The organism is Pedobacter sp. GW822-FHT03F06, from assembly GCF_058801365.1.
In genome coordinates this window covers 55233-75482 of sequence record NZ_JBXANE010000018.1, presented here as the reverse complement: position 1 = coordinate 75482, position 20250 = coordinate 55233, and the positions used below count along the sequence as shown (strand labels likewise).

Genomic DNA, 20250 nt, shown 5'->3' with positions numbered 1-20250 from the left:
TGTGTACTTAATATTTTGAATTTTCGGCACCTAACTTAACGCACATTTTTTTACATCTTTGCGTTAATGAAATTACCCGCCATAAAAGGTTTTGACGAAGAAGCATTTAACAAGTATTTAAAAAATACGGGGTGGGTGATATTTGGCAAGGGGCTCAGCCTTATTGTAAATGTATTAATTACAAGCTACCTCGGCCCTATTTTATTTGGAGATTTAAGTTTTGGGTTATCTTTGGTGGCAATACTTGCTGCAATAGGCGCCTTAGGACTTGATACTTTCATTATCCGTGAAATTATTCAGGAACCCGACAAGCGCGATGAAATCCTCGGCACTTCATTATGGCTCAGAATAGCTACAAACGGCTTGCTTATCCCTATTGCAATTGGTATTTATTTAATCAGCCACAATTTATCATCAAATCCCGGCACTCCCTTAACATTACTGGTTGGCCTACTTGCTTTCGCATCTTTCTTTAAATCATTTAATGTTATAGATGCGTATTTTCAGTCTCAGGTACAATCCAAATATGTTGTACAGGTTCAGAACGTTTGCCTGGTTGCAATTTCAATAATTAAGGTAGTAATTATTGTACTATCGCTTCCTTTGATTTATATTGTATTTGCATATGTTTTAGAAGGATTGATCTTGGCGGTAGGCCTGATAATTGTTTATCAGAAACGTGGCTTTAGTATTTTTAACTGGCGTTTCGACAAACAACGAGCGAAATCCTTATTAAGAAAATCATCTCCTCTTATCCTTTCAGCAGTAATGGTTTCCATTTATATGAAGATAGATGTGGTGATGCTTAAAAGCGTTGGTAGTAAGGCCATTGGGATTTACAGTTCCGCTCAAAATCTCAGCGAGGCCTGGTATTTCATTCCGGTTGCAATTGTTACCTCTGTATTCCCTGCTTTATTAAATGCCCGCAAAACAGATCTGGACCGTTATCAAAAACGGCTTAAAAACCTTTACGATCTGCTAATTTTTATAAGTTTACCTGTTGCCTTATTTATCAGCTTTTTTGCTGCAGATATTATTCACCTTATTTACAGAGGTAAATATGATGGTGCTGGTCCTATGCTATCCATCCACATCTGGTCAGGGATTTTTGTATTTCTAGGCACCGCAAGTTCCCAGTATTTAGTTGCGGAGGGCTTTACCAAAATCTCATTTTATAGAACAGCCGCAGGTGCTATAGTTAATATTCTGCTTAATCTTTGGTTAATTCCCAAATACGGTGGTGTAGGAGCATCAGTTGCTACCCTTATAGCCTGTTTTGTATCAACATTTTATCTTTTATTAATCCCTAAAACCAGGCAACAAGGTATAATGATGTTAAAATCATTATTTTTGGTCACCGCATTTCAAAAAATATTTAAACGTTGAGTACTCTTAAAGCATTAACCACATTAATTGCAAAGCCAGGCAGGCTTAAGGCATTATTATCATACGGACATAAAGGCTATCTGAACAGCATTGGCTGGTTCACGGCTTTTGATAAAAAACAGGCCGTAGACGGGCAAGGAAAAGCATTGCCATGGGTAACCTATTCGTTTATCGATTTTATTAAAGAACGCATAAACAAAACACAGCACATTTTCGAATATGGCTCTGGCAGTTCTACTATTTTTTATGCAGAAAGAGCTGGCTCGGTAACTTCTGTGGAGCACGATAAAGGCTGGTTTGATAAAGTAAAAAATACAAGTCCGGCTAATGCCGAGATGATATTCTGCCATTTAGAAAAAGATGGAGAATACGCTAAAAAAGCAACCTTGCTCGATAAAAAATTCGACATTATTATTGTTGATGGTCGCGACCGTGTAAACTGCTGCAAGTACAGCGTTGATGCATTATCAGAAAGCGGAGTATTAGTTTTGGATGATAGTGAACGTGAAGTTTATAATCCTGCCCGTGTGCTTTTAAAGGCCCAAGGTTTCAAAGAAATCAGCTTCAGCGGGATCTCACCAGGCCTTTTTTACGAAAAAGCAACCTCAGTTTTTTATAAGCAGAATAATTGTTTAGGTATTTAAATCAGTAAGCATTATGTTAAGCGAAGAAGTAAAAACGGCCTACGATAATTTTTATACCAATAGCGATGTAGCGTGGAGAATGCTTGGCGCAAAATATAAAGCGCAAAATATTGTTGAGGTTTGCAAAGGATTAAAGCCTAAAAAAGTGCTTGAGGTTGGCGCCGGGGATGGTAGTATTTTACATTTTTTAAATGAATGGCATTTTGCACCAGAATTGTATGCTTTAGAAATTGCACAGAGTGGTGTCGACATTATAAAAGACCGCAACCTTTCCAGTTTAAAAGAAGCACAAACTTTTGATGGGTATAAAATCCCTTATGAAGATGATGCATTTGATCTGATTATTCTTGCGCACGTTTTAGAGCACGTAGAACATGAAAGGATCCTGATCCGTGAATTGAAAAGGGTAGCAAAATATATTGTAGTAGAAGTACCTAAAGATTATCGCTTTGGTGTAGACCAAAGAATGAAACATTTTCTGGATTATGGACACATTAACATGTATACCCCAACTTCCCTGAGGTTTTTGCTGCAGAGCGAGGGTTTAGAAATCCTGGAAGATAAAGTTTCGATGACTGCACCAGAAACGGTAAAGTTTAATGAATTTATCAATAGAAAAGCACCTAAAACTTTTTCTAAAAACTTAAAAATAGAGCTTGAATACCGGATTAAAAAAACTTTAGGTAACTGGTTTGGGAAGAAAAAGCAAGAGCAATTTGCCAATGCCTATACCGTGTTAACAAGAAAGTCTGACAATAATCTACATATATTTTAGGAGTAGGGCGATCGTCATTTCGAGCGATTGCAACGAAGTCGAGAAATCTTATGGCTTGATTCTTAACATCATTTAAAGATTTCTCCATTCCGCGGTGCTCCAGTCGAAATGACGATGAGCGACAACAATTGGCCAATTTATTGATATGGTTAACCCTATAAAGCTTCAATCGTAAAACAAAATGCAAAACCTTGCCCCGATAGCACTTTTCGTATACAACCGCCCGCAGCATACCGAGCGTACGTTACAATTTCTGCAACAAAATGAACTGGCAGCACAAAGCCATTTGTATATCTTTTCCGATGGTGCCAAAACAGTTCAGGACAAAGAAAAAGTTGCTGCCGTAAGAAAAATCATCAAAAAAGCAGATGGTTTTAAATCGGTTAAAGTAATCGAAAGTAAGGCCAATGCAGGCTTAGCCAATTCGGTAATTGCAGGGGTAACCCAGTTAATTGCAGAATACGATCAGGTAATTGTTTTTGAAGATGATCTGGTCACTTCTCCCCATACTTTAGCTTATTTCAACAACGCTTTAAACCACTACCGCGAAGAGGAAAAAGTAATGCATATTGGAGCTTATATGTATCCCTTAAAATCAGATAACCTTTCACAATCATTTTTCTACAGGGCAGCTACAAGTTGGGGCTGGGCCACATGGGGGAGGGCATGGAAAAACTTTGAGCCAGATATTGACGTCCTGATAAAACAGTTTGATAAAAAGAAAAGAGCCGCATTTTCCATCGACAATAAAATGAATTTCTGGAAACAGATGCTAGAATTTAAGAAAGGAAAAAACAACAGCTGGGCAATTAGATGGTATGCTTCTATCTTTTTAAAAGGAGGCATCACACTTAACCCGTCGCAATCACTTGTTAACAATATTGGCCATGATGGCACCGGCGTACACTCAGGAATAAACGATATCTATAACGTAATTATCAACCCCAAACCCATTGTCGAATTTCCGACCGTAATAGCTGAAGACCCCATTGCGTACAAAGCCATCAAAAGCTTTTTGATTAAACGCAAAGGCAATATGGTAACACGTGTTAGACGCTTTGTAAAAGAAAAGCTGGCACAATACTTTTCAAAGAAATAATTATGCTGATATAGCTCACTGTTGTAGACAATTAAAAAAAATGACAAACCTTTTTTTAATTGCTCATGTTGCTTTTATACATCGAAACTATAAAAATAAAAAAACATGAAAACGACAACAGCAACAGCAGAGGTATTAAACGATCTGGTTCAGATTAATAACGATCGTATTGAAGGTTATGAAAAAGCACGTCAGGAATTGAAGGATGGAGATGCCGATCTGAAAACGCTATTTTTAAATATGATTGCCGAAAGTCAAAAATATAAAATGGCTTTGGCGACCGAAATATCTGCATTGGGTGAAGACATTGAAACCGGAACAACAAACTCAGGAAAAATTTACAGGGCATGGATGGATGTTAAGGCATTATTTACCGGCCATGATCGTAAAACTGTTTTAAATAATTGTGAATTCGGGGAAGATGCCGCACAAAATGCGTATAAAACGGCACTAGAGGAAGAAGATATCCCTTCAAACATCAGAGATTTAATTGCTGACCAAAAAGCATCGTTAAGAGTATCGCATGATGAAATTAAAAGATTACGTGATGCTCAGGCATAAGTGACCGAGACATAAAAACGGAAAAACCTCCTTCGATTCATTATCGGAGGAGGTTTTTTTATTATGTATCGTCATCTCGACTGGAGCAACGCGGAACGGAGAGATCTATCTATTTAGATTTAGCTTCGCTGAGCACTACATGGTTCTCGACTGCGCTGCACTCCGCTCGAAATGACGATTGGTGGCGAAGTAAATTAATGAAATTAAGATTCCAATTCCCGATCTAAATGTTCGGTAACGCGTTGGATTGTATTGTCGATCGTGTTACTTAGGATCGTTAAATAAGAGCCTTTTTTAGCCGTTTCAATCGCGATCTGCAAGCATTCAGTACTCTTATTGTTAATAATGATCTCTTTATCCGGATCCACTTCCTTAATGCCTTTTACCAGCAGATCAACAAGTTCCTCTTGTTGTCTGCCACGGAGATATTTCTCCTGACAAATATAAATTTTATCAAACATCTGAGCAGAAATGCGTGCGGTTTCGATAATATCCTCATCTCTTCTATCTCCTGTTGCCGAAATAATACCTACATGTTCGGTAGCCTCTACCCCTTGCAAGAAACCTTTCACGCCATTAAATCCGTCAGGGTTATGCGCAAAATCGACCAGTACCTTAAATTCTTTGAACCTGAAAATATTCATCCTTCCTGGCGTATGTGCTGCAGAAGGGATAAATGTTTCTAACGATAAACGGATATCTTCAGGTTTATAACCCCATAAATAGGTGGCGAGCGTTGCTGCAAGCACATTTTGGATCATAAAATTCACAGAACCACCGAAAGTTAAAGGAATATGCGTGGCTTTATCTACCCTTAATTTCCAGTCGCCTGTTTTAATGGTAATGTATCCGTTTTCATAAATGGCGGCAATTCCACCTTTTCTGCAATGCTCTTTAATCACCGGATTATTTTCATCCATGCTAAAATAAGCAACATTACAACGTGCATCTTTGCCAATGCGAACGCAATAACCATTGTCGGCATTCAATACTGCCCAACCTTTACGGCGTACCGCTCCGATCACAACGGCTTTTACGCGGGTTAAATCGTCGAGATTGTGGATATCAGAAATACCCAAGTGATCTTCCTGGATATTGGTCACTACGCCAATATCACATGCATTAAATCCCAGCCCTGCTCTTAAAATTCCGCCACGGGCGGTTTCCAGTACCGCAAATTCAACTGTCGGATCTTTTAAAATGAACTCGGCACTTACCGGCCCAGTGGTATCGCCTTTCATTAACATGGTGTTGTGCACATATACACCATCACTGGTGGTAAAACCTACACGTTTACCATTACTTCTGATGATGTGCGCAATTAACCGTGTGGTAGTCGTTTTTCCATTTGTTCCCGTTACAGCAATAATCGGGATCTGTGATAATTTTCCCTGTGGATACAGCATGTCGATAACCGATGCAGCCACGTTTCTAGGCAAACCTTCGCTTGGTGCAAGGTGCATCCTAAATCCTGGTGCTGCATTAACTTCCAAAACCACACCTCCGTTTTCAGTTAAGGGTTGAGTAAGGTCCTGCGCCATGATATCGATACCGCAGATATCCAATCCGATTACCCTCGAAATCCTTTCACAAATAAAAATATTCTGTGGGTGTACAATATCAGTTACATCGATAGATGTTCCACCGGTGCTTAAATTTGCGGTTGATTTTAAATAAACCACTTCTCCCTTTTCAGGAATGGTTTCTAAGGTATATTCTTTTTTGGCGAGCAGATCTAAAGTATCCCGATCAACCGCAATTTCTGTTAGCACATTCTCGTGACCATAACCACGGCGCGGATCTTCATTCTCCTTATCGATCAATTCTTGGATCGTATGAATTCCATTACCCTTAACGTGTGCAGGATCGCGTTGTGCAGCAGCAATAACCTTATGATCGATTACCAGTACCCTAAAATCGAAACCGGTAATAAATTTTTCTATGATAACCTTTCTAGAATAGGTTTTGGCGTATTCGAAAGCTGCCAAAGCATCTTCCATTGTTTTCACATTAATGGTTGCACCTTTGCCATGATTGCCATCAAGTGGTTTAAAAACGAGTGGAAATCCCACTTTTTTAACCGATGCTTCCAGGTCGTCAGGGTTAGAAATGGTGACACCCGATGCCACCGGAATTGCAGCTTCGGTAAGTAGACGTTTTGTCTCTTCCTTGTTGCTGGCAATATCTACAGCGATGCTACTGGTTCTTTCAGTCATAGTAGCCCTAAAACGTACCTGATTTTTACCGTATCCCAATTGCACCAAAGAGCTTTTATTTAATCTGATCCATGGAATACTTCTGCTTACGGCTTCCTCTACAATAGAACCTGTACTTGGTCCTAACGCCTCCAGCTCACGTATTTCCTTCATCCTGCGGATATCGTGCTCTAAATCGTACTCTTCGTTATTAATCAGGGCTTCAGCAATTTTAACCGCAGCTTCAGCAGCGTAAACACCAACTTTTTCTTCCAGATAACTGAATACCACATTATAAATACCTTCAGTTTTAGTTTGGCGAGTTCTGCCAAAGCCAGTTTCCATTCCGGCCAAAGTTTGAATTTCTAAGGCAATATGTTCAATTACATGCCCCATCCATGTTCCTTCTTTTACCCGGGTGAAAAAGCCACCTTCAACACCTTTAGAACAGCGGTGGGTAAACATGCTGGGTAACAATTTTTCTATCCGCTCACTAAAACCCTCAATTACATTGGTTGGTTTCTGCTCCAAATCTTCCAGATCTAAACGCATCTGGATCAATTTTTTTCGGCTTATTGACCATATATTTGGCCCTCTTAATACTTGTATGTTTGATATCTTCATGTAATGTTTTGTTCGTTTCTTATTTAAACAAGCTTTTGGGACAGCCTTTTTAACTCAATTTTTAGAATAAAATTGGTGACGGTAAATTATGCATTTATTTTGAAATTAGACGTTCCATTTAGCTAAATCAATTTTAAGGTGTATTTGTTTTATTTTCAAGCACAATCCTGTTAATTTTAGGTTATAATATTTTAACGTTTGTTAATAAATTGAATATTCTTGACAAAAAAAGTCGTGTTTTTTATCATAAGCCTATATATTTGGGTTTTTTGATACAATTATAATACACAAAGAATGGTTCCGAAAGGTAAACTCATCATCATTGGTGGCGCAATAAACACAGGCAGCTTCGCAGAAACGCAATTTGGACTGCCTGAGAATATGAATTTTTTTGAGCGTGGAATTTTAAAACGGATTACTACAGAATCATTAAGAGATACTCAATCTCGCTTCGAGATCATCACAACAGCATCACTAATGCCCGAAAAAGTTGGCGAAGAATATATCAAGGCTTATGCGCAATTAGATGTGCACAATGTTGGTGTCCTTAACATTACCAACCGTGAAGAAGCCAATTCTGATGAAAATTATGAACGTATCAAAGCAGCAGAGGTAATTATTTTCACCGGAGGCGATCAGCTTCGCCTTTCTTCAATTTTCGGTGGAACAAAAATCCATCAGATCCTGTTAGAAAAGTATAGAAATGAGCCTGTAGTAATTGCGGGTACTTCTGCAGGGGCGGCCGCAAGCTCTAAAAATATGATTTATCAGGGTAGTAGCAAAGATGCTTTACTTAAGGGAGAGGTTAAAATTACCGGTGGATTAGGCTTTATTGATGATGTTATTGTTGATACACATTTTGTTCAACGCGGAAGAATTGGCCGCTTGTTATACGCCGCTGCCAGCAATCCCGGTATTTTAGGCATTGGTCTGGGTGAGGACACCGGGCTTTTCATCTCTGATGGCCATACAATGGAAGCCATTGGCTCAGGCATGGTAATTTTAGTAGATGGCCGCAATATGGCCGATACCAATTTAACCGATGTAGAAATGGGTCAGCCTGTTTCCATTAAAAATATGGTGGTACACGTAATGTGCGATGGCGACGTTTATGATTTAACAGACCATAGCTTAGTGATCCATCATCCAAAGGTTGTTCCGATAGGGTAATTCAGTTAGCAGTGGGCGATTTTCAGTTAGGACTTACCCAATCTTGATACTTGCTACTTAATACGACAATACTCAAAAAAAATGAAATTAATCATACATGGCGGCTTCTTCAGCGAATCGTCTACCAACCAGGAAACGAAAAAGGCTAAACAGGATGCTTTGGCGTCGATTGTTACGCTCGGACACGAATACCTGAGAACGCATACTGCTTTAGAAACCGTGGTTTATACTGTTGCGCTGTTAGAAGATAACGAGCTGTTTAACGCTGGTATTGGTTCACAGATTCAAAGCGATGGAAAAGTGAGGTTGAGCGCAGCCCTAATGGATGGTAAAACAGAAAAATTTAGTGGTGTAATTAATGTAGAAGACGTTAAAAACCCCATACAAATTGCGGAAAGCCTATTAACATATGACGACCGGGTGCTCAGTGGTGATGGTGCCCAGCAATTTGCAAGAACAAATGGATTTGAATATTTTAACCCGGTTACTCCGCAACGCCAATCAGAATACGAAGCTAAACTAAATCAAAAAAACAATAAAGGAACGGTAGGCTGTGTAGCACTCGATGCAGATGGAAATTTGGCAGCAGCAACCTCCACAGGTGGAAAAGGATTCGAAATCCCTTGCCGGGTGAGTGACTCTGCAACTGTTGCGGGCAACTACGCCAATCAATATGCTGGTATTTCTTGTACCGGAGTAGGCGAAGATATTGTAAGCGGTGCCCTAGCCGCAAAAATTGTAACCCGTGTTACCGATGGTTTTTCTTTAAAGGAAGCATCAGATAAATCTTTCGCCGAACTTAAAGCTTTTGATGGCTTTGCGGGCGTTGTAGGCATTTCTGCAGCAGGCGAAGTGTACCATTGCGATTCGCACCCATACATGGTTTGGGCATCTTTTGATGTTAATTTACAGGTATTTAGCTGAAATTTGAATTAAAGTATTATTTTTGTTGCATGACCAAGATTGTATTGGCTTTAATCGGCCTCTTTGCATCATTACAACTACAAGCTCAAAATATAGATAAATCTGAGATCCAAGAACCTAATGGTAGTGCTATAAATATTGCCGTATCTAAATTTGATCTGGAAGACGGCAATTCTTTTTTTGAGGAGGCAGAAGATTTAGAGCGAAAAGGCGATTACAACGAAGCCCTCACCTTATTTGGCAAAGCCGCTTTCGAATATAATGCCGTAAAAAACTTTAACAGGTACGGACAGGCTGTTATCAAGATGAGCAGTATGCATTATCAACTTGGCCGTTTCACTGATGCTGAGCAGATTCTTTTAAATGTGGCTTTAAAAAATTATTCAAAAACTGGAAACAGGGCAGGAGTAATGAACACCTATAACCTTTTGGGCAAAGTTTATCTGGCCAATACCAAATATACCCAATCGATGTGGTTTTATACCCAACAGGGCATATTGGCAAAACAGCTAAAAAGCAACAATTCATACATCGAATCTATTTTAGGTATTGTTCAGGTTAAAATTAAAAAGAAAGATTTTACACTTGCACTTAGAGATCTGAAATCGGCCGAATGGCTTGCCAACTCGATCAAAACTACCCAGTACAAAACGCAAATCAAAGACGCCAGGGAAATGATCGCCAGCAAAACCACCAGTAAAAAGGTAAACCCAAGCTAGTTTAAATACTTATTTTTCTATAAATTTTCTTATATTACTGGGAATACAGCTTTTAAAGGTCTGTAATTGGTCAAATTTTGCGTGTCGATCAAAACAAAAAATAGCGCCCAACGTTCTACATAGGAAATTGTTAAATAAAAAGCTTTTAGTTAGATTTGATAAAGTTTTAACAAGAGACGGTAATAATGCTGTCTCTTTTTTGTTTTTTTGCTAAAATGGTATCATATTGGCTATATAGAATTGGAAATGGATTTTAAATCATTTAAAGAGATGTTAAAGAGAGTATTTTTTGTAATTTTTACTGCGGCAGTACTTGCTTGTCATGCCGCACCTAAAACTCAGCCAATGGTTGAGGGTGTTACCAATGTGAAACCTGATGAGCAGCAACAACTTGTTATAAAAGAGGTTGTAAATTTGATTGAGAGTTATAATTATAAAAAAATTCAGATCAACGATTCTATATCTTCTATCATTTTAGATAAGTACATCAAGTCTTTAGATCAGGGCAAAAATTATTTTCTGGCTTCGGATATTAAGGAATTTGAAAAATACAGATATACTTTGGATGATGATTTCAAAAATGGCGATTTAAGCGGCCCATTTTTCATCTATAACGTTTATGCCAAAAGGTTGAACGAATATTTTACCTATTCTTTAGCACAGATTAAAACCAAATACGATTTTAACCAAACCGACAGTTATGTATATGACAGAGAGAAGCAGCCTTGGGCAACTTCTTCTGCAGCATTAAACGATACCTGGAAAAAACGTGTTAAATACGAACTGATCAATTTAAATTTAGCTGGAACAGCTGAAGCAAAGAACGTAGAGACATTAACTAAACGTTATCAGAACCTACAGTCGCAGACTTCGAAAACCAATAATCAGGATGTATTCCAGATTCTGATGGATGCTTTTACCGAATCTATCGATCCACACACCAATTATTTTAACCCTACCAATGCAGCAGCGTTTAACGAAGATATGTCACGCTCTTTTGAAGGTATTGGTGCCCGTTTACAATTAGAAAACGAGGTAGTTAAAATCTCTGAAATTATTGCCGGCGGACCTGCATTTAAAGGGAAACAACTGAGTGCTGGCGATCGTATTATTGCTGTAGCCCAGGGCGATGGAGAATTTGTTGACGTAGTGGGTTGGAGATTGGATAACACCGTATCGAAAATTAAAGGTCCTAAAGGAACCAAAGTGCGTTTAAAAGTTATCCCTGTTGGAAAAGAAATGTCATCTAAACCGGTTATTATCGAATTGGTTCGCGATAAAATTGTTTTGGAAGAAACATCTGCCAAGAAAAAAGTTAAAACCATTAACAGTAATGGTAAAGATTATAAAATCGGGATTATCACCCTACCAGCGTTCTATGCTGATTTTAAAGCAGCAAATGCAGGTGATAAAAACTACAAAAGCACTACCCGCGATGTTAGAAAATTAATCGACTCGTTAAAAACATACGATAAGGTAAATGCAATTGTAATGGATTTACGTGGAAACGGTGGCGGTTCATTGGTTGAAGCCATTTCATTAACTGGTTTATTTATCGATAGAGGTCCTGTAGTTCAGGTGAAAGATTTACGTGGTAAAATTGAAGTGGATGAGGATGAAAATAGCGGTGTAACCTGGGATGGGCCTTTTGGTGTAATTGTAGACCGTTTAAGCGCATCTGCATCAGAAATTTTCGCCGGTGCAATACAGGATTATGGCCGTGGTATTATTATGGGTAGCCAAACTTATGGTAAAGGTACTGTTCAGTCTTCTATCGATTTAAACAAATTGGTAAACCCAAGTATGTTGCAAAGGGTAGCAGGATTAATTTCTAAAGATAAAACCGTTGGCACATCGCCAAGCGGAGCAAGCGCGGCTGATATTAACTTAGGTCAGATTAACCTAACCATGGCTAAATTTTACCGTGTAGCAGGAAGCAGCACCCAGCATAAAGGTGTAACACCTGATGTTGTTTTCCCTTCAGTTTATCCGATGGATAAAATCGGGGAAGATACTGAATCATCTGCCCTACCATGGGACGTAATTCCAAGCTCGAGCTTTAAAGCAGTTGCAAATCTGACCCCTGTTAAAGCACAGCTGGTTAAAAACAGCGAGCAGCGTATTGCAAACTCATTGGATTTTAAATACCTGAAACAAGATATTGCCGATCTTAAAAAACGTGACAATGAAGTTTCTGTAACCTTAAATGAGGCAAAACTTAAAGCTGAGCGCGATGCACAGGAAGCTAAAACACTTGCCAGACAGAATGAATTAAGGGCATTAAGAGGATTACCTGCCATTAAAAAAGGAGATAAAATTACCAAGCAAGATGCTTTCGATTTTATTGAAGATGAATCGTTAAAAGTGATGGGCGATTTTATGCAACAATCTGGCAACTATGTGATGAACTTAGGGGTGATGCCAAAGAATAACTAAGAAATATACTTTAACTCATAGTCGTCACCCTGAACCGAGCCGTAGCGAGCTCACCGAAGGTAATTTATTTCAGAGTCTATCTAGCAGGAAAGATGCTGACCACGTAGTAGCTACAAGACAACTGAAAATACTACTTCTACTTGTAAAACAAGTTCAGCATGACGATACGTATAATAAAAGGCCGCTTTAGCAAAACTGAAGCGGCCTTTTTTGTTAGAGACTTCCGAAGTCTTTATTTCGCGGTGTCGGATATTCCTATCCGACACTAAACAATATTTATCTTTGATCTATTTACTGTCAGATGGTAACATCTGACAGCACGGCAATATCTGCAGCACGACAAAAGCACTACCCCTTCTTCGCCGTTGGCTCAGTCTGTTTATTCAACTGCATGGCCATCATTTCTTTCATGGTTCTGTTCATGCCCTCGCTGCTTCCATCGAGGAAAATAACGTTTCCATCTCCATTTTCAGCAAAATGTTTAATCGATTCAGTCCACATGGTAAATAAGATTACTGAAATATCCAGGTTGGCCTGCTCCATTTCCTGGGCGGCTTTACTCATACCATGAGCCACCTCTGCACGGAATAAAGCAATACCCTGTCCGCGTAACTGTGCAGCCTCGCGCTCGGCTGTAGCGGCAATTTTAATCGCATTACCATCAGCTTCGGCAGCTTTGGTTTTGGTAATTAATAATGCCTGGCCTTCATTTTCAGCAGCAGCTTTTAAGTTGTTCGAAGCTACTACACGACTCATTGAACGCATAATTTCCTCATCAAAGGTGATATCGTTCAATTGAAGATCCTGAAGATGGTAACCCCAGCCATCTAAAACCTGATCGATCTGTTCCTTAACATGCAGTACAATTTCGTTCCGTTGTGCCAATACATTTGCCTGCTTTTGTGTGGCCACGTATGCCCTGATCGAACCTTCAATCGTTCTGATTAATGCCTGCATTAAGTTGGTTGCATCTACAAACTTAAAAGCTACATTTTTGATCGTTTCTTCATCCTGATTGACAACAGAATACAAGAGCATAGCCTTGAAATATACATTGGCCTGATCTTGTGTTACCGCTTGAAACGACAGCTCTACAGAGCGGTTTTGAATGGAAATACGAGAATAAATCTGCTCTATTAATGGAATTTTAAAATTTAAACCTGGCCTTAACTGGCGGCGGTACTTACCGAAAACGGTTACCACCGCAATGGTTCCCTGTTTAACAGTAACAAATGAGCTCAGCAGGATAATAAATCCTACGACAGCTATAATGTAAATGGTGTATTGCATAATTAGATTTTTTTATGAAGTTATAAAAAATTCATACAAACTACATCAGGCATTTTGTAGCTTTAAGCTTTCTAACTAACTTATATACAATGAAACCATCATGATTTTTCAAACCAAGCAGTGGGATGAAAAAATCTGATCGCTTCATCACTTTTAAAAACAAACGAGAAACAGATGAAAATTAAATTATTTCTTCCGGCAGCCGGCGTATTGCTTTTTGCTGCCTGCCAGAATAAAAGCCATCAAGATGCCGATGTGGCGAATGCACGCACCGATTTTTTTGATAAAGCTGGCATGGATACCACTGTAAAACCTGGTGATAATTTTTTCCTGTATGCCAATGGGAAATGGATGAAAAATACCGAAATCCCGAAAACAGAAACAGGCTGGGGTTCTTTTTATACTTTGTATAACGATAACCTGAAGAACCTGAACAGCATTCTTGAAAACGCTTCAAAAGCGAATGCAGCCAAAGGAAGTACCGAACAGAAAGTTGGCGATTTCTATACCAGTGGAATGGATACCCTTACCATTGAGAAATTGGGCATCGAACCTATAAAGCCCCTCTTAAGTAAAATAGATGGGATTAAAAACGATAAGGATTTAATCAATTTTATTGCCGAAGGCTATAAAGATAGTGAGGGAGATTTATTGGGCTTTGGTGTAGAACCAGATGATAAATTAAGCACTAAAAATGCTTTATCATTTTCGCAGGCCGGTCTTACCCTGCCTGATCGCAGTTATTATTTAGAACAGGATGATAAGGCAAAAAAAATCAGAGCCGAATACATCAAATACATCACAAAAATTTTTAACCTGTCAGGCGATTCTGCGAATGCAGCTAAATATGCCGACAATATTTTAAAACTGGAAACAGCTATTGCACAGTCGCATTCAACTCCAGTTCAACTACGCGATCCACAGAAAAATTATAACAAAATGACCGTGGCTGATTTTCAAAAACAGACCCCGAACATAGAGTGGAAATCTGTTTTAAGTAAAATCGGCGCAAACACGGATACCGTTATTGTTAGGCAGCCAAAATATTATCAAACTTTATCAGCCCTGATAAAAAGCCAGCCTATCGAAATCTGGAAAGAAAAGCTAAAGTTTGATGCTTTAAACAGATCGGCTAATGCCTTTACCAAAAAGTTCAGAGATGCTAAATTCGATTTTTTCTCTAAAACACTATATGGTCAACAGGCGCCAACAGAAAGATGGAAAGCTATTGTAAATGCTACTGATCGTAATTTGGGTGAGCTTTTAGGTCAGTTGTATGCCGAAAAGTATTTCAAGCCTGAGGCTAAAGAGCGTATGTTAACCTTGGTAAACAATTTACAGAAAGTATATGCAGAAAGAATCCAGAAGGTAGATTGGATGACACCTGAAACCAAAAAGAAAGCTTTAGAAAAACTAAATGCATTTATCAAAAAAATCGGTTATCCTGATAAATGGAAAAAGTATGATGATGTTGAGGTTTCGAAAAACACTTATTATGCAAACCTTCAATCGGCAAGTAAACATGCCTACAAAGAAATGATGGATAAACTCGGCAAAAATGTTGATAAAACAGAGTGGGGTATGACTCCACCAACCGTTAATGCCTATTACAATCCCTCTTTCAACGAAATTGTTTTCCCAGCCGGGATTTTACAGTTCCCGTTCTTTGATTTCGCAGCAGATGACGCCATTAACTATGGTGCAATTGGTGCGGTAATCGGCCACGAAATGACACATGGTTTTGACGATCAAGGTCGCCAGTACGATGCGGTAGGTAATTTAAAAGAATGGTGGACAAAAGCCGATGCCGATAAATTTAAAGCCAAGGCGGGTAAAGTAGAAACATTTTACAACAACTTCTCCCTGTTGGATAATCAGCATGTAAATGGTTCGTTAACACTGGGCGAAAACCTCGCCGATATTGGTGGCTTAAACATTGCATACGATGCATTTAAATTAACGGAACAAGGAAAAGGCGATAAAAAGGTTGATGGTTTTACGCCTGATCAACGTTTCTTTTTAAGCTTTGCCCAGGTATGGAGAATTAAAACCCGCGATGAAAGTATGCGCGTAAGATTAAAAACAGATCCGCATAGCCCAGAAATGTTCCGTGTAAATGGTCCCGTTTACAATATGGAAGCTTTTTATAAAGCATTCAACATCCCTGCAACAGCAAAAATGTACATAGCTCCAACAAACCGGTTAGGCGTGTGGTAAATACTCCTTTCATCTAATAAAAGAAGCCCATTTCAGTTAATGAGATGGGCTTTTTGTTTCGCTTAAAACAAAATTGACAATATTTTGTCTTTATCATACTAATAGATAACCTTATGAATGTAAAACGCACTTTTGGAACCATCTTAACCGTACTTGGTATAATTGGTTTAATATACGCTGGCTATGGTTTTGTAAGCCACAGCGAAAATACAAGGGGATTAATGGTTTATGGCATCATCGGACTTATATTCTTTGTTTCGGGAATTGGCCTGGTAAAGAATACGAAGGACGAGAGCTAACCAGGTTTATTCTAACTTTAACAACAAACGGTCACTATACAGATGGCAAAACCATGTTAGATCCGGCTTTAATAGCATGTTTGCATAACAGCAACCATGCTATTGTTTCTTTTTGTGTTTGATGATCTGGTACTGGCTAAAAGCAACCAAACAGCCTGCCAGGATAATAATTCCTGCAGACAATAGGTTCTCTGGATTTTGGTTGATGTAGTATGCTGCTGCCAGTACTAAAATTGCAGCTGCAATACCTATAATATAATGAAGTATTAATCCTTTTTTCATCGTTATATAATTATTAATTTATTGCTCATTGTTTTCAATGGCATTTTTCACTTGCATTTATTTTCTCAATGGTGTTCAAGAGAACGCTTCGCTTAGTTAATGAGCCCGCAAAAGCTCGGTTTGTTTTTAAAGGTGATGAAGCTATCAGATTTTTCACTAATGTAAATGTTGTAACGGTGTTCAAGAAGGCTTGAGCTATTTATTCATCCCACTATGTGGTTTGAAAAATCATGATGGTTTCATACAACAAATATTCTGAAATAAATTGAGATTGATGTCGCAGAAAATTAATCTTTTAAACTGATCCTGTTATCAGCGAATTTCAGCTGATGGCCAATAAAATCAATATCTGTCAATTCTTTAATCCGTTTAAAGGCACCATGATTTTCATCCAGGGTTAAACGGTTAACCTTATCCTGTTTAACTGATACAATATCGGCATATAGAAAATCGCCCTTCGCATTTATTTTTAGCTGAAGCAAGGGCGCAATACCGTTATTGCCTTTTAAACTGAACATACCATAGGTGCAGAAATTACCCAAACTGTAAGCGATGAATTTGTTTTTATACACCTCAACGGCTCTGGTTACATGCGGGCCATGCCCCAGCACTACATCGGCACCGGCATCAATAACCCCATGTGCAAAGGCATAAACATTACCTCTGTTCTCTTTATAAAAAATCTCGTTCTTACGGGGAACATGTTCAAACCTTGCGCCTTCGCCACCCCCATGAAAAGAAACAATAACAATATCGGCCATCAATTTTAAACGGGCAACCAAAGCCCTGGCACTGTCGATTTTATTAATCGACACCGTATTCTCGTTTGGAGCAAAGGCACAGAATGCGTACTTTATACTATCTTTTTCAAAAATTTCAAAAGGTTTGTTTACCTGCCCCGCATAATGGATCTGCAGCGAATCTAAAATCCTTGCCGTATTTTTTCTTCCCCTGGCATCAAAATCCCCAACATGGTTATTGGCGATGCTTAAAACATTAAATCCTGCATCCTTGTATATCCCGGCATAACGCTCTGGCATTCTAAAAGCGTAACAGTTATTCGGGTTAATGCCATTACATTTGTTCGAATTGCCTGAGTTGAGAAAACAGCCCTCCAAGTTTCCAAAAACAATATCTCCTTTTAATAAACGATCAACCGCCTGGAAGCTATTTATAGCATCATCAGGAGGGAGATTGGTTTTAGATGGAAAAGCAGAGCCGAGCATAATATCGCCTACAGCAGTAATGGATATGGTATCTTTTATTTTTCTGATCACTGTATCCCGCTTGGCTACAGTCGCGGCAGTCTGTGCATTATTGCTCGTGCAGCTAATTAAAATAACTATTGCAATAAAGGAAAGGATTAAGGTGTTGAAAAACTTCATTCTCGATTTTATGGTTTACAGCAATCGTCATGCTGAATTTATTTCAGCATCTATCTAATTATTAAAATGCTAAATAATAAAAAAATCCTCCAAAATTTCTTTAGGAGGATCGTATATTTTTAATTTATAACTGTCAACTGAAAATTGCCAACTGTATACTGGTTTATTCTACTGTAAATTCTTTCTTAAACGATTCTAAAACCCGACCGCCTTTGTAAAAATAACGGCTATAATAAGGCTCGTTCAGGTTGCTGATTACTACACCACGAGAACTTGATGCATGTGCAAATCTGTTATCGCCCAGGTAAATACCAACATGTGAAATACTTCTGCTTTTAATCTTGAAGAAAACTAAATCGCCCTCTTTTAAATCTTCTTTAGACAATGGATCTACCATGCTAAAAATATCGCGCGAATTTCTTCTGATGGTGGTGTTGAAAACTTTATCGTAAATCGCTTTAGTGAAAGCCGAACAATCGATCCCTCTTTTGGTGTTTCCACCATAACTATAAGGCGTTCCGATCCATTCGTAAATAAACTTGTACAGTTTTAAATTCGAAGTTGCATCTACCGCAACACCCATAACCTGCGAAAAATATTGCGATGCAAGGTTGTCGGGATCATTTAATTCTTTACCAGATTCTTTTGTTTTTGTTTGCGCAAATGCGGCTGAGAGCGTGCAAATAGCAATTAGAGTAGAAAACAAAAATTTTTTAATCATGTTATACAGTTATGTTTGGGTATTCACTTACACATTAACGTACACCACATGGGCTTATTGTTGGTTACCAAAAGTATTAATTATACAAATGTTATCCAAATGTTAGACGTTAAAAAACGAAAGTTATTAACATTTTTGTTTTTTGCTCATCATTTTTGTTCATAAACTTAACCTAAAAATCATCTTTTTTTTAAAAAAAACGATGTACTTCAGTACGCTAAACAGGAATAATACAATTTTATTTTAAATTACGGGAATAAGCATATATACAGAATTAAATTTCAGAATAAATTGATTCCATATTATGATAAAGGGTGTTGATTTAATTATAAGAAATCGCTGTTAAATCGATATCGGCAGCCAGGGTTTATATTTAATTGTAAAACAACTGTTAAATCTGATTACAACCCTAATACTATGATGTTTTTACACTAAAAAGTGCCAAAAATTACAATAAAAAAATTAGATTTGCTGTCGCAAAAAACAAATACCCTAAAATGAGTGCAGTAGAAATAAATAAAGATACCTGGTTAAAGTGGTTCGAGTCGATGTTGCTTATGCGCAAATTCGAAGAAAAAACTGGCCAGTTATACGGACAACAAAAAATACGTGGCTTTTGTCATTTATACATTGGACAAGAAGCTGTAGTTGCAGGTGCAATATCTGCAATGCAAAAAGGTGATTCAATGATTACAACATACCGTGATCATGCTCATGCCTTAGCTTTAGGAGTTAGTGCTGATAGTATTATGGCAGAAATGTACGGTAAAGCTACAGGTTGCTCTAAAGGTAAAGGTGGTTCAATGCACATGTTCAGCAAAGAGCATAACTTCTACGGTGGTCATGCAATTGTTGGCGGTCAGATTCCTTTAGGTGCTGGCGTTGCTTTTGCAGAAAAATACAAAGGAACTGACAATGTTAACATTTGTTATATGGGCGATGGTGCTGTGCGCCAGGGTGCATTAAACGAAACTTTTAACATGGCCATGCTCTGGAAATTGCCTGTTATTTTTGTTTGCGAAAACAACGGTTATGCAATGGGTACCTCAGTACAACGTACAACCAACATGACCGATATTTATAAAATAGGTTTAGGTTTTGATATGCCTTGTGCTCCCGTTGATGGCATGGATCCGGTTGCTGTTCACAATGCAATGGACGAAGCGATCCAACGTGCACGTAAAGGTGAAGGACCTACTTTCTTAGAAATGAGAACTTACCGTTACCGCGGTCACTCGATGTCAGATCCGGCAAAATACCGTACCAAAGAAGAATTAGAAGATTATAAAGCAAAAGATCCTGTTGAACATGCAAGAGAAACAATTCTTAAAGAAAAGTATGCAGATCAAGCCTGGATTGAAGAAGTAGAAGCTAAAGTAAAAGCAATTGTAGATCAGGCAGTAAAATTTGCTGAAGAATCTCCTTGGCCTGATGCATCTGAATTATACAAAGATGTATATATGCAACAGGACTACCCTTACGTAATGGACTAATATTAATAAGATTTCAATTAATTAGATATA

17 protein-coding genes are annotated in these 20250 nt (G+C 38.4%); 12 read left to right on the top strand and 5 right to left on the bottom strand.

Features of this window, described 5'->3' with window-relative positions; translation table 11 throughout:
* The first annotated feature begins 66 nt into the window (after window positions 1-66).
* The 5 genes from AC1RJ8_RS23930 (at window position 67) to AC1RJ8_RS23910 (ending at window position 4465) form a co-directional block, all read left to right on the top strand.
* Window positions 67-1386, top strand: coding sequence for a flippase (locus AC1RJ8_RS23930; protein ID WP_492955941.1), 1320 nt, complete (start codon window positions 67-69; stop codon window positions 1384-1386).
* The gene (locus AC1RJ8_RS23925) at window positions 1383-2030 is read left to right on the top strand and encodes an O-methyltransferase (RefSeq protein WP_492955940.1); all 648 of its coding nucleotides are present in this window, start codon (window positions 1383-1385) and stop codon (window positions 2028-2030) included. The genes AC1RJ8_RS23930 and AC1RJ8_RS23925 overlap by 4 nt, the downstream gene beginning before the upstream one ends.
* Before the next feature lie 13 nt (window positions 2031-2043).
* A complete protein-coding gene (locus tag AC1RJ8_RS23920) occupies window positions 2044-2805 on the top strand; it encodes a class I SAM-dependent methyltransferase (protein ID WP_492955939.1) in 762 nt (253 codons plus the stop codon).
* 181 nt (window positions 2806-2986) lie between these two features.
* Window positions 2987-3904 (top strand): glycosyltransferase family protein, encoded by a 918-nt coding sequence (locus AC1RJ8_RS23915; protein WP_492955938.1) that lies wholly within the window; start codon window positions 2987-2989, stop codon window positions 3902-3904.
* A gap of 105 nt (window positions 3905-4009) precedes the next feature.
* A complete protein-coding gene (locus tag AC1RJ8_RS23910; protein WP_492955937.1) occupies window positions 4010-4465 on the top strand; it encodes a PA2169 family four-helix-bundle protein in 456 nt (151 codons plus the stop codon).
* 203 nt (window positions 4466-4668) lie between these two features.
* On the opposite strand, the gene cphA is transcribed toward AC1RJ8_RS23910, so the two are convergent.
* On the bottom strand, window positions 4669-7284 hold the full coding sequence (gene cphA, locus AC1RJ8_RS23905) for a cyanophycin synthetase (protein ID WP_492955936.1): 2616 nt from the start codon (window positions 7282-7284) through the stop codon (window positions 4669-4671).
* A gap of 294 nt (window positions 7285-7578) precedes the next feature.
* Between cphA and AC1RJ8_RS23900 the strand changes: the two genes are divergently transcribed.
* From AC1RJ8_RS23900 to AC1RJ8_RS23885, 4 genes are all read left to right on the top strand, one after another.
* Window positions 7579-8454, top strand: a complete 876-nt coding sequence (locus tag AC1RJ8_RS23900; protein ID WP_131029499.1) for a cyanophycinase — start codon at window positions 7579-7581, stop codon at window positions 8452-8454.
* An 81-nt stretch (window positions 8455-8535) separates the two neighbouring features.
* Window positions 8536-9378, top strand: coding sequence for an isoaspartyl peptidase/L-asparaginase (locus AC1RJ8_RS23895; RefSeq protein WP_492955935.1), 843 nt, complete (start codon window positions 8536-8538; stop codon window positions 9376-9378).
* 29 nt (window positions 9379-9407) lie between these two features.
* Window positions 9408-10097 (top strand): hypothetical protein, encoded by a 690-nt coding sequence (locus AC1RJ8_RS23890; RefSeq protein ID WP_215165893.1) that lies wholly within the window; start codon window positions 9408-9410, stop codon window positions 10095-10097.
* A gap of 270 nt (window positions 10098-10367) precedes the next feature.
* Window positions 10368-12533 carry a carboxy terminal-processing peptidase gene (locus AC1RJ8_RS23885; protein ID WP_492955934.1) on the top strand — a complete coding sequence of 722 codons (2166 nt, stop codon included), beginning with the start codon at window positions 10368-10370 and terminating at the stop codon, window positions 12531-12533.
* A 348-nt stretch (window positions 12534-12881) separates the two neighbouring features.
* On the opposite strand, the gene AC1RJ8_RS23880 is transcribed toward AC1RJ8_RS23885, so the two are convergent.
* Window positions 12882-13823 (bottom strand): SPFH domain-containing protein, encoded by a 942-nt coding sequence (locus tag AC1RJ8_RS23880; RefSeq protein ID WP_057930724.1) that lies wholly within the window; start codon window positions 13821-13823, stop codon window positions 12882-12884.
* 174 nt (window positions 13824-13997) lie between these two features.
* Here AC1RJ8_RS23880 and AC1RJ8_RS23875 point away from each other — a divergent pair, with 174 nt between their 5' ends.
* Both AC1RJ8_RS23875 and AC1RJ8_RS23870 read left to right on the top strand, forming a co-directional pair.
* On the top strand, window positions 13998-16040 hold the full coding sequence (locus AC1RJ8_RS23875; protein ID WP_492955933.1) for a M13 family metallopeptidase: 2043 nt from the start codon (window positions 13998-14000) through the stop codon (window positions 16038-16040).
* A 113-nt stretch (window positions 16041-16153) separates the two neighbouring features.
* Entirely contained in the window at window positions 16154-16339 is a 186-nt protein-coding gene (locus AC1RJ8_RS23870; protein WP_029274977.1) for a hypothetical protein, read from the top strand.
* A gap of 99 nt (window positions 16340-16438) precedes the next feature.
* Here AC1RJ8_RS23870 and AC1RJ8_RS23865 read toward each other — a convergent pair whose 3' ends face one another.
* The 3 genes from AC1RJ8_RS23865 to AC1RJ8_RS23855 form a co-directional block, all read right to left on the bottom strand.
* Window positions 16439-16621 (bottom strand): hypothetical protein, encoded by a 183-nt coding sequence (locus AC1RJ8_RS23865; RefSeq protein WP_131029493.1) that lies wholly within the window; start codon window positions 16619-16621, stop codon window positions 16439-16441.
* A 287-nt stretch (window positions 16622-16908) separates the two neighbouring features.
* The gene (locus AC1RJ8_RS23860) at window positions 16909-18006 is read right to left on the bottom strand and encodes a CapA family protein (RefSeq protein WP_492955932.1); all 1098 of its coding nucleotides are present in this window, start codon (window positions 18004-18006) and stop codon (window positions 16909-16911) included.
* Window positions 18007-18169: 163 nt separating this feature from the next.
* A complete protein-coding gene (locus AC1RJ8_RS23855) occupies window positions 18170-18727 on the bottom strand; it encodes a C40 family peptidase (RefSeq protein WP_029274974.1) in 558 nt (185 codons plus the stop codon).
* A 497-nt stretch (window positions 18728-19224) separates the two neighbouring features.
* On the opposite strand from AC1RJ8_RS23855, the gene pdhA reads away from it, so the two are divergent.
* Window positions 19225-20220: a pyruvate dehydrogenase (acetyl-transferring) E1 component subunit alpha gene (pdhA, locus tag AC1RJ8_RS23850; RefSeq protein ID WP_029274973.1), complete on the top strand. Its 996-nt coding sequence runs from the start codon at window positions 19225-19227 to the stop codon at window positions 20218-20220.
* Window positions 20221-20250 lie beyond the last annotated feature (30 nt).

Coding starts and splice junctions, on each gene's coding strand:
- AC1RJ8_RS23930 (WP_492955941.1), top strand. CDS start 67: ATGAAATTACCCGCCATAAAAGGTTTTGACGAAGAAGCATTTAACAAG.
- AC1RJ8_RS23920 (WP_492955939.1), top strand. CDS start 2,044: ATGTTAAGCGAAGAAGTAAAAACGGCCTACGATAATTTTTATACCAAT.
- AC1RJ8_RS23915 (WP_492955938.1), top strand. CDS start 2,987: ATGCAAAACCTTGCCCCGATAGCACTTTTCGTATACAACCGCCCGCAG.
- AC1RJ8_RS23910 (WP_492955937.1), top strand. CDS start 4,010: ATGAAAACGACAACAGCAACAGCAGAGGTATTAAACGATCTGGTTCAG.
- cphA (WP_492955936.1), bottom strand. CDS start 7,284: ATGAAGATATCAAACATACAAGTATTAAGAGGGCCAAATATATGGTCA.
- AC1RJ8_RS23900 (WP_131029499.1), top strand. CDS start 7,579: ATGGTTCCGAAAGGTAAACTCATCATCATTGGTGGCGCAATAAACACA.
- AC1RJ8_RS23895 (WP_492955935.1), top strand. CDS start 8,536: ATGAAATTAATCATACATGGCGGCTTCTTCAGCGAATCGTCTACCAAC.
- AC1RJ8_RS23890 (WP_215165893.1), top strand. CDS start 9,408: ATGACCAAGATTGTATTGGCTTTAATCGGCCTCTTTGCATCATTACAA.
- AC1RJ8_RS23885 (WP_492955934.1), top strand. CDS start 10,368: ATGTTAAAGAGAGTATTTTTTGTAATTTTTACTGCGGCAGTACTTGCT.
- AC1RJ8_RS23880 (WP_057930724.1), bottom strand. CDS start 13,823: ATGCAATACACCATTTACATTATAGCTGTCGTAGGATTTATTATCCTG.
- AC1RJ8_RS23875 (WP_492955933.1), top strand. CDS start 13,998: ATGAAAATTAAATTATTTCTTCCGGCAGCCGGCGTATTGCTTTTTGCT.
- AC1RJ8_RS23870 (WP_029274977.1), top strand. CDS start 16,154: ATGAATGTAAAACGCACTTTTGGAACCATCTTAACCGTACTTGGTATA.
- AC1RJ8_RS23865 (WP_131029493.1), bottom strand. CDS start 16,621: ATGAAAAAAGGATTAATACTTCATTATATTATAGGTATTGCAGCTGCA.
- AC1RJ8_RS23860 (WP_492955932.1), bottom strand. CDS start 18,006: ATGAAGTTTTTCAACACCTTAATCCTTTCCTTTATTGCAATAGTTATT.
- AC1RJ8_RS23855 (WP_029274974.1), bottom strand. CDS start 18,727: ATGATTAAAAAATTTTTGTTTTCTACTCTAATTGCTATTTGCACGCTC.
- pdhA (WP_029274973.1), top strand. CDS start 19,225: ATGAGTGCAGTAGAAATAAATAAAGATACCTGGTTAAAGTGGTTCGAG.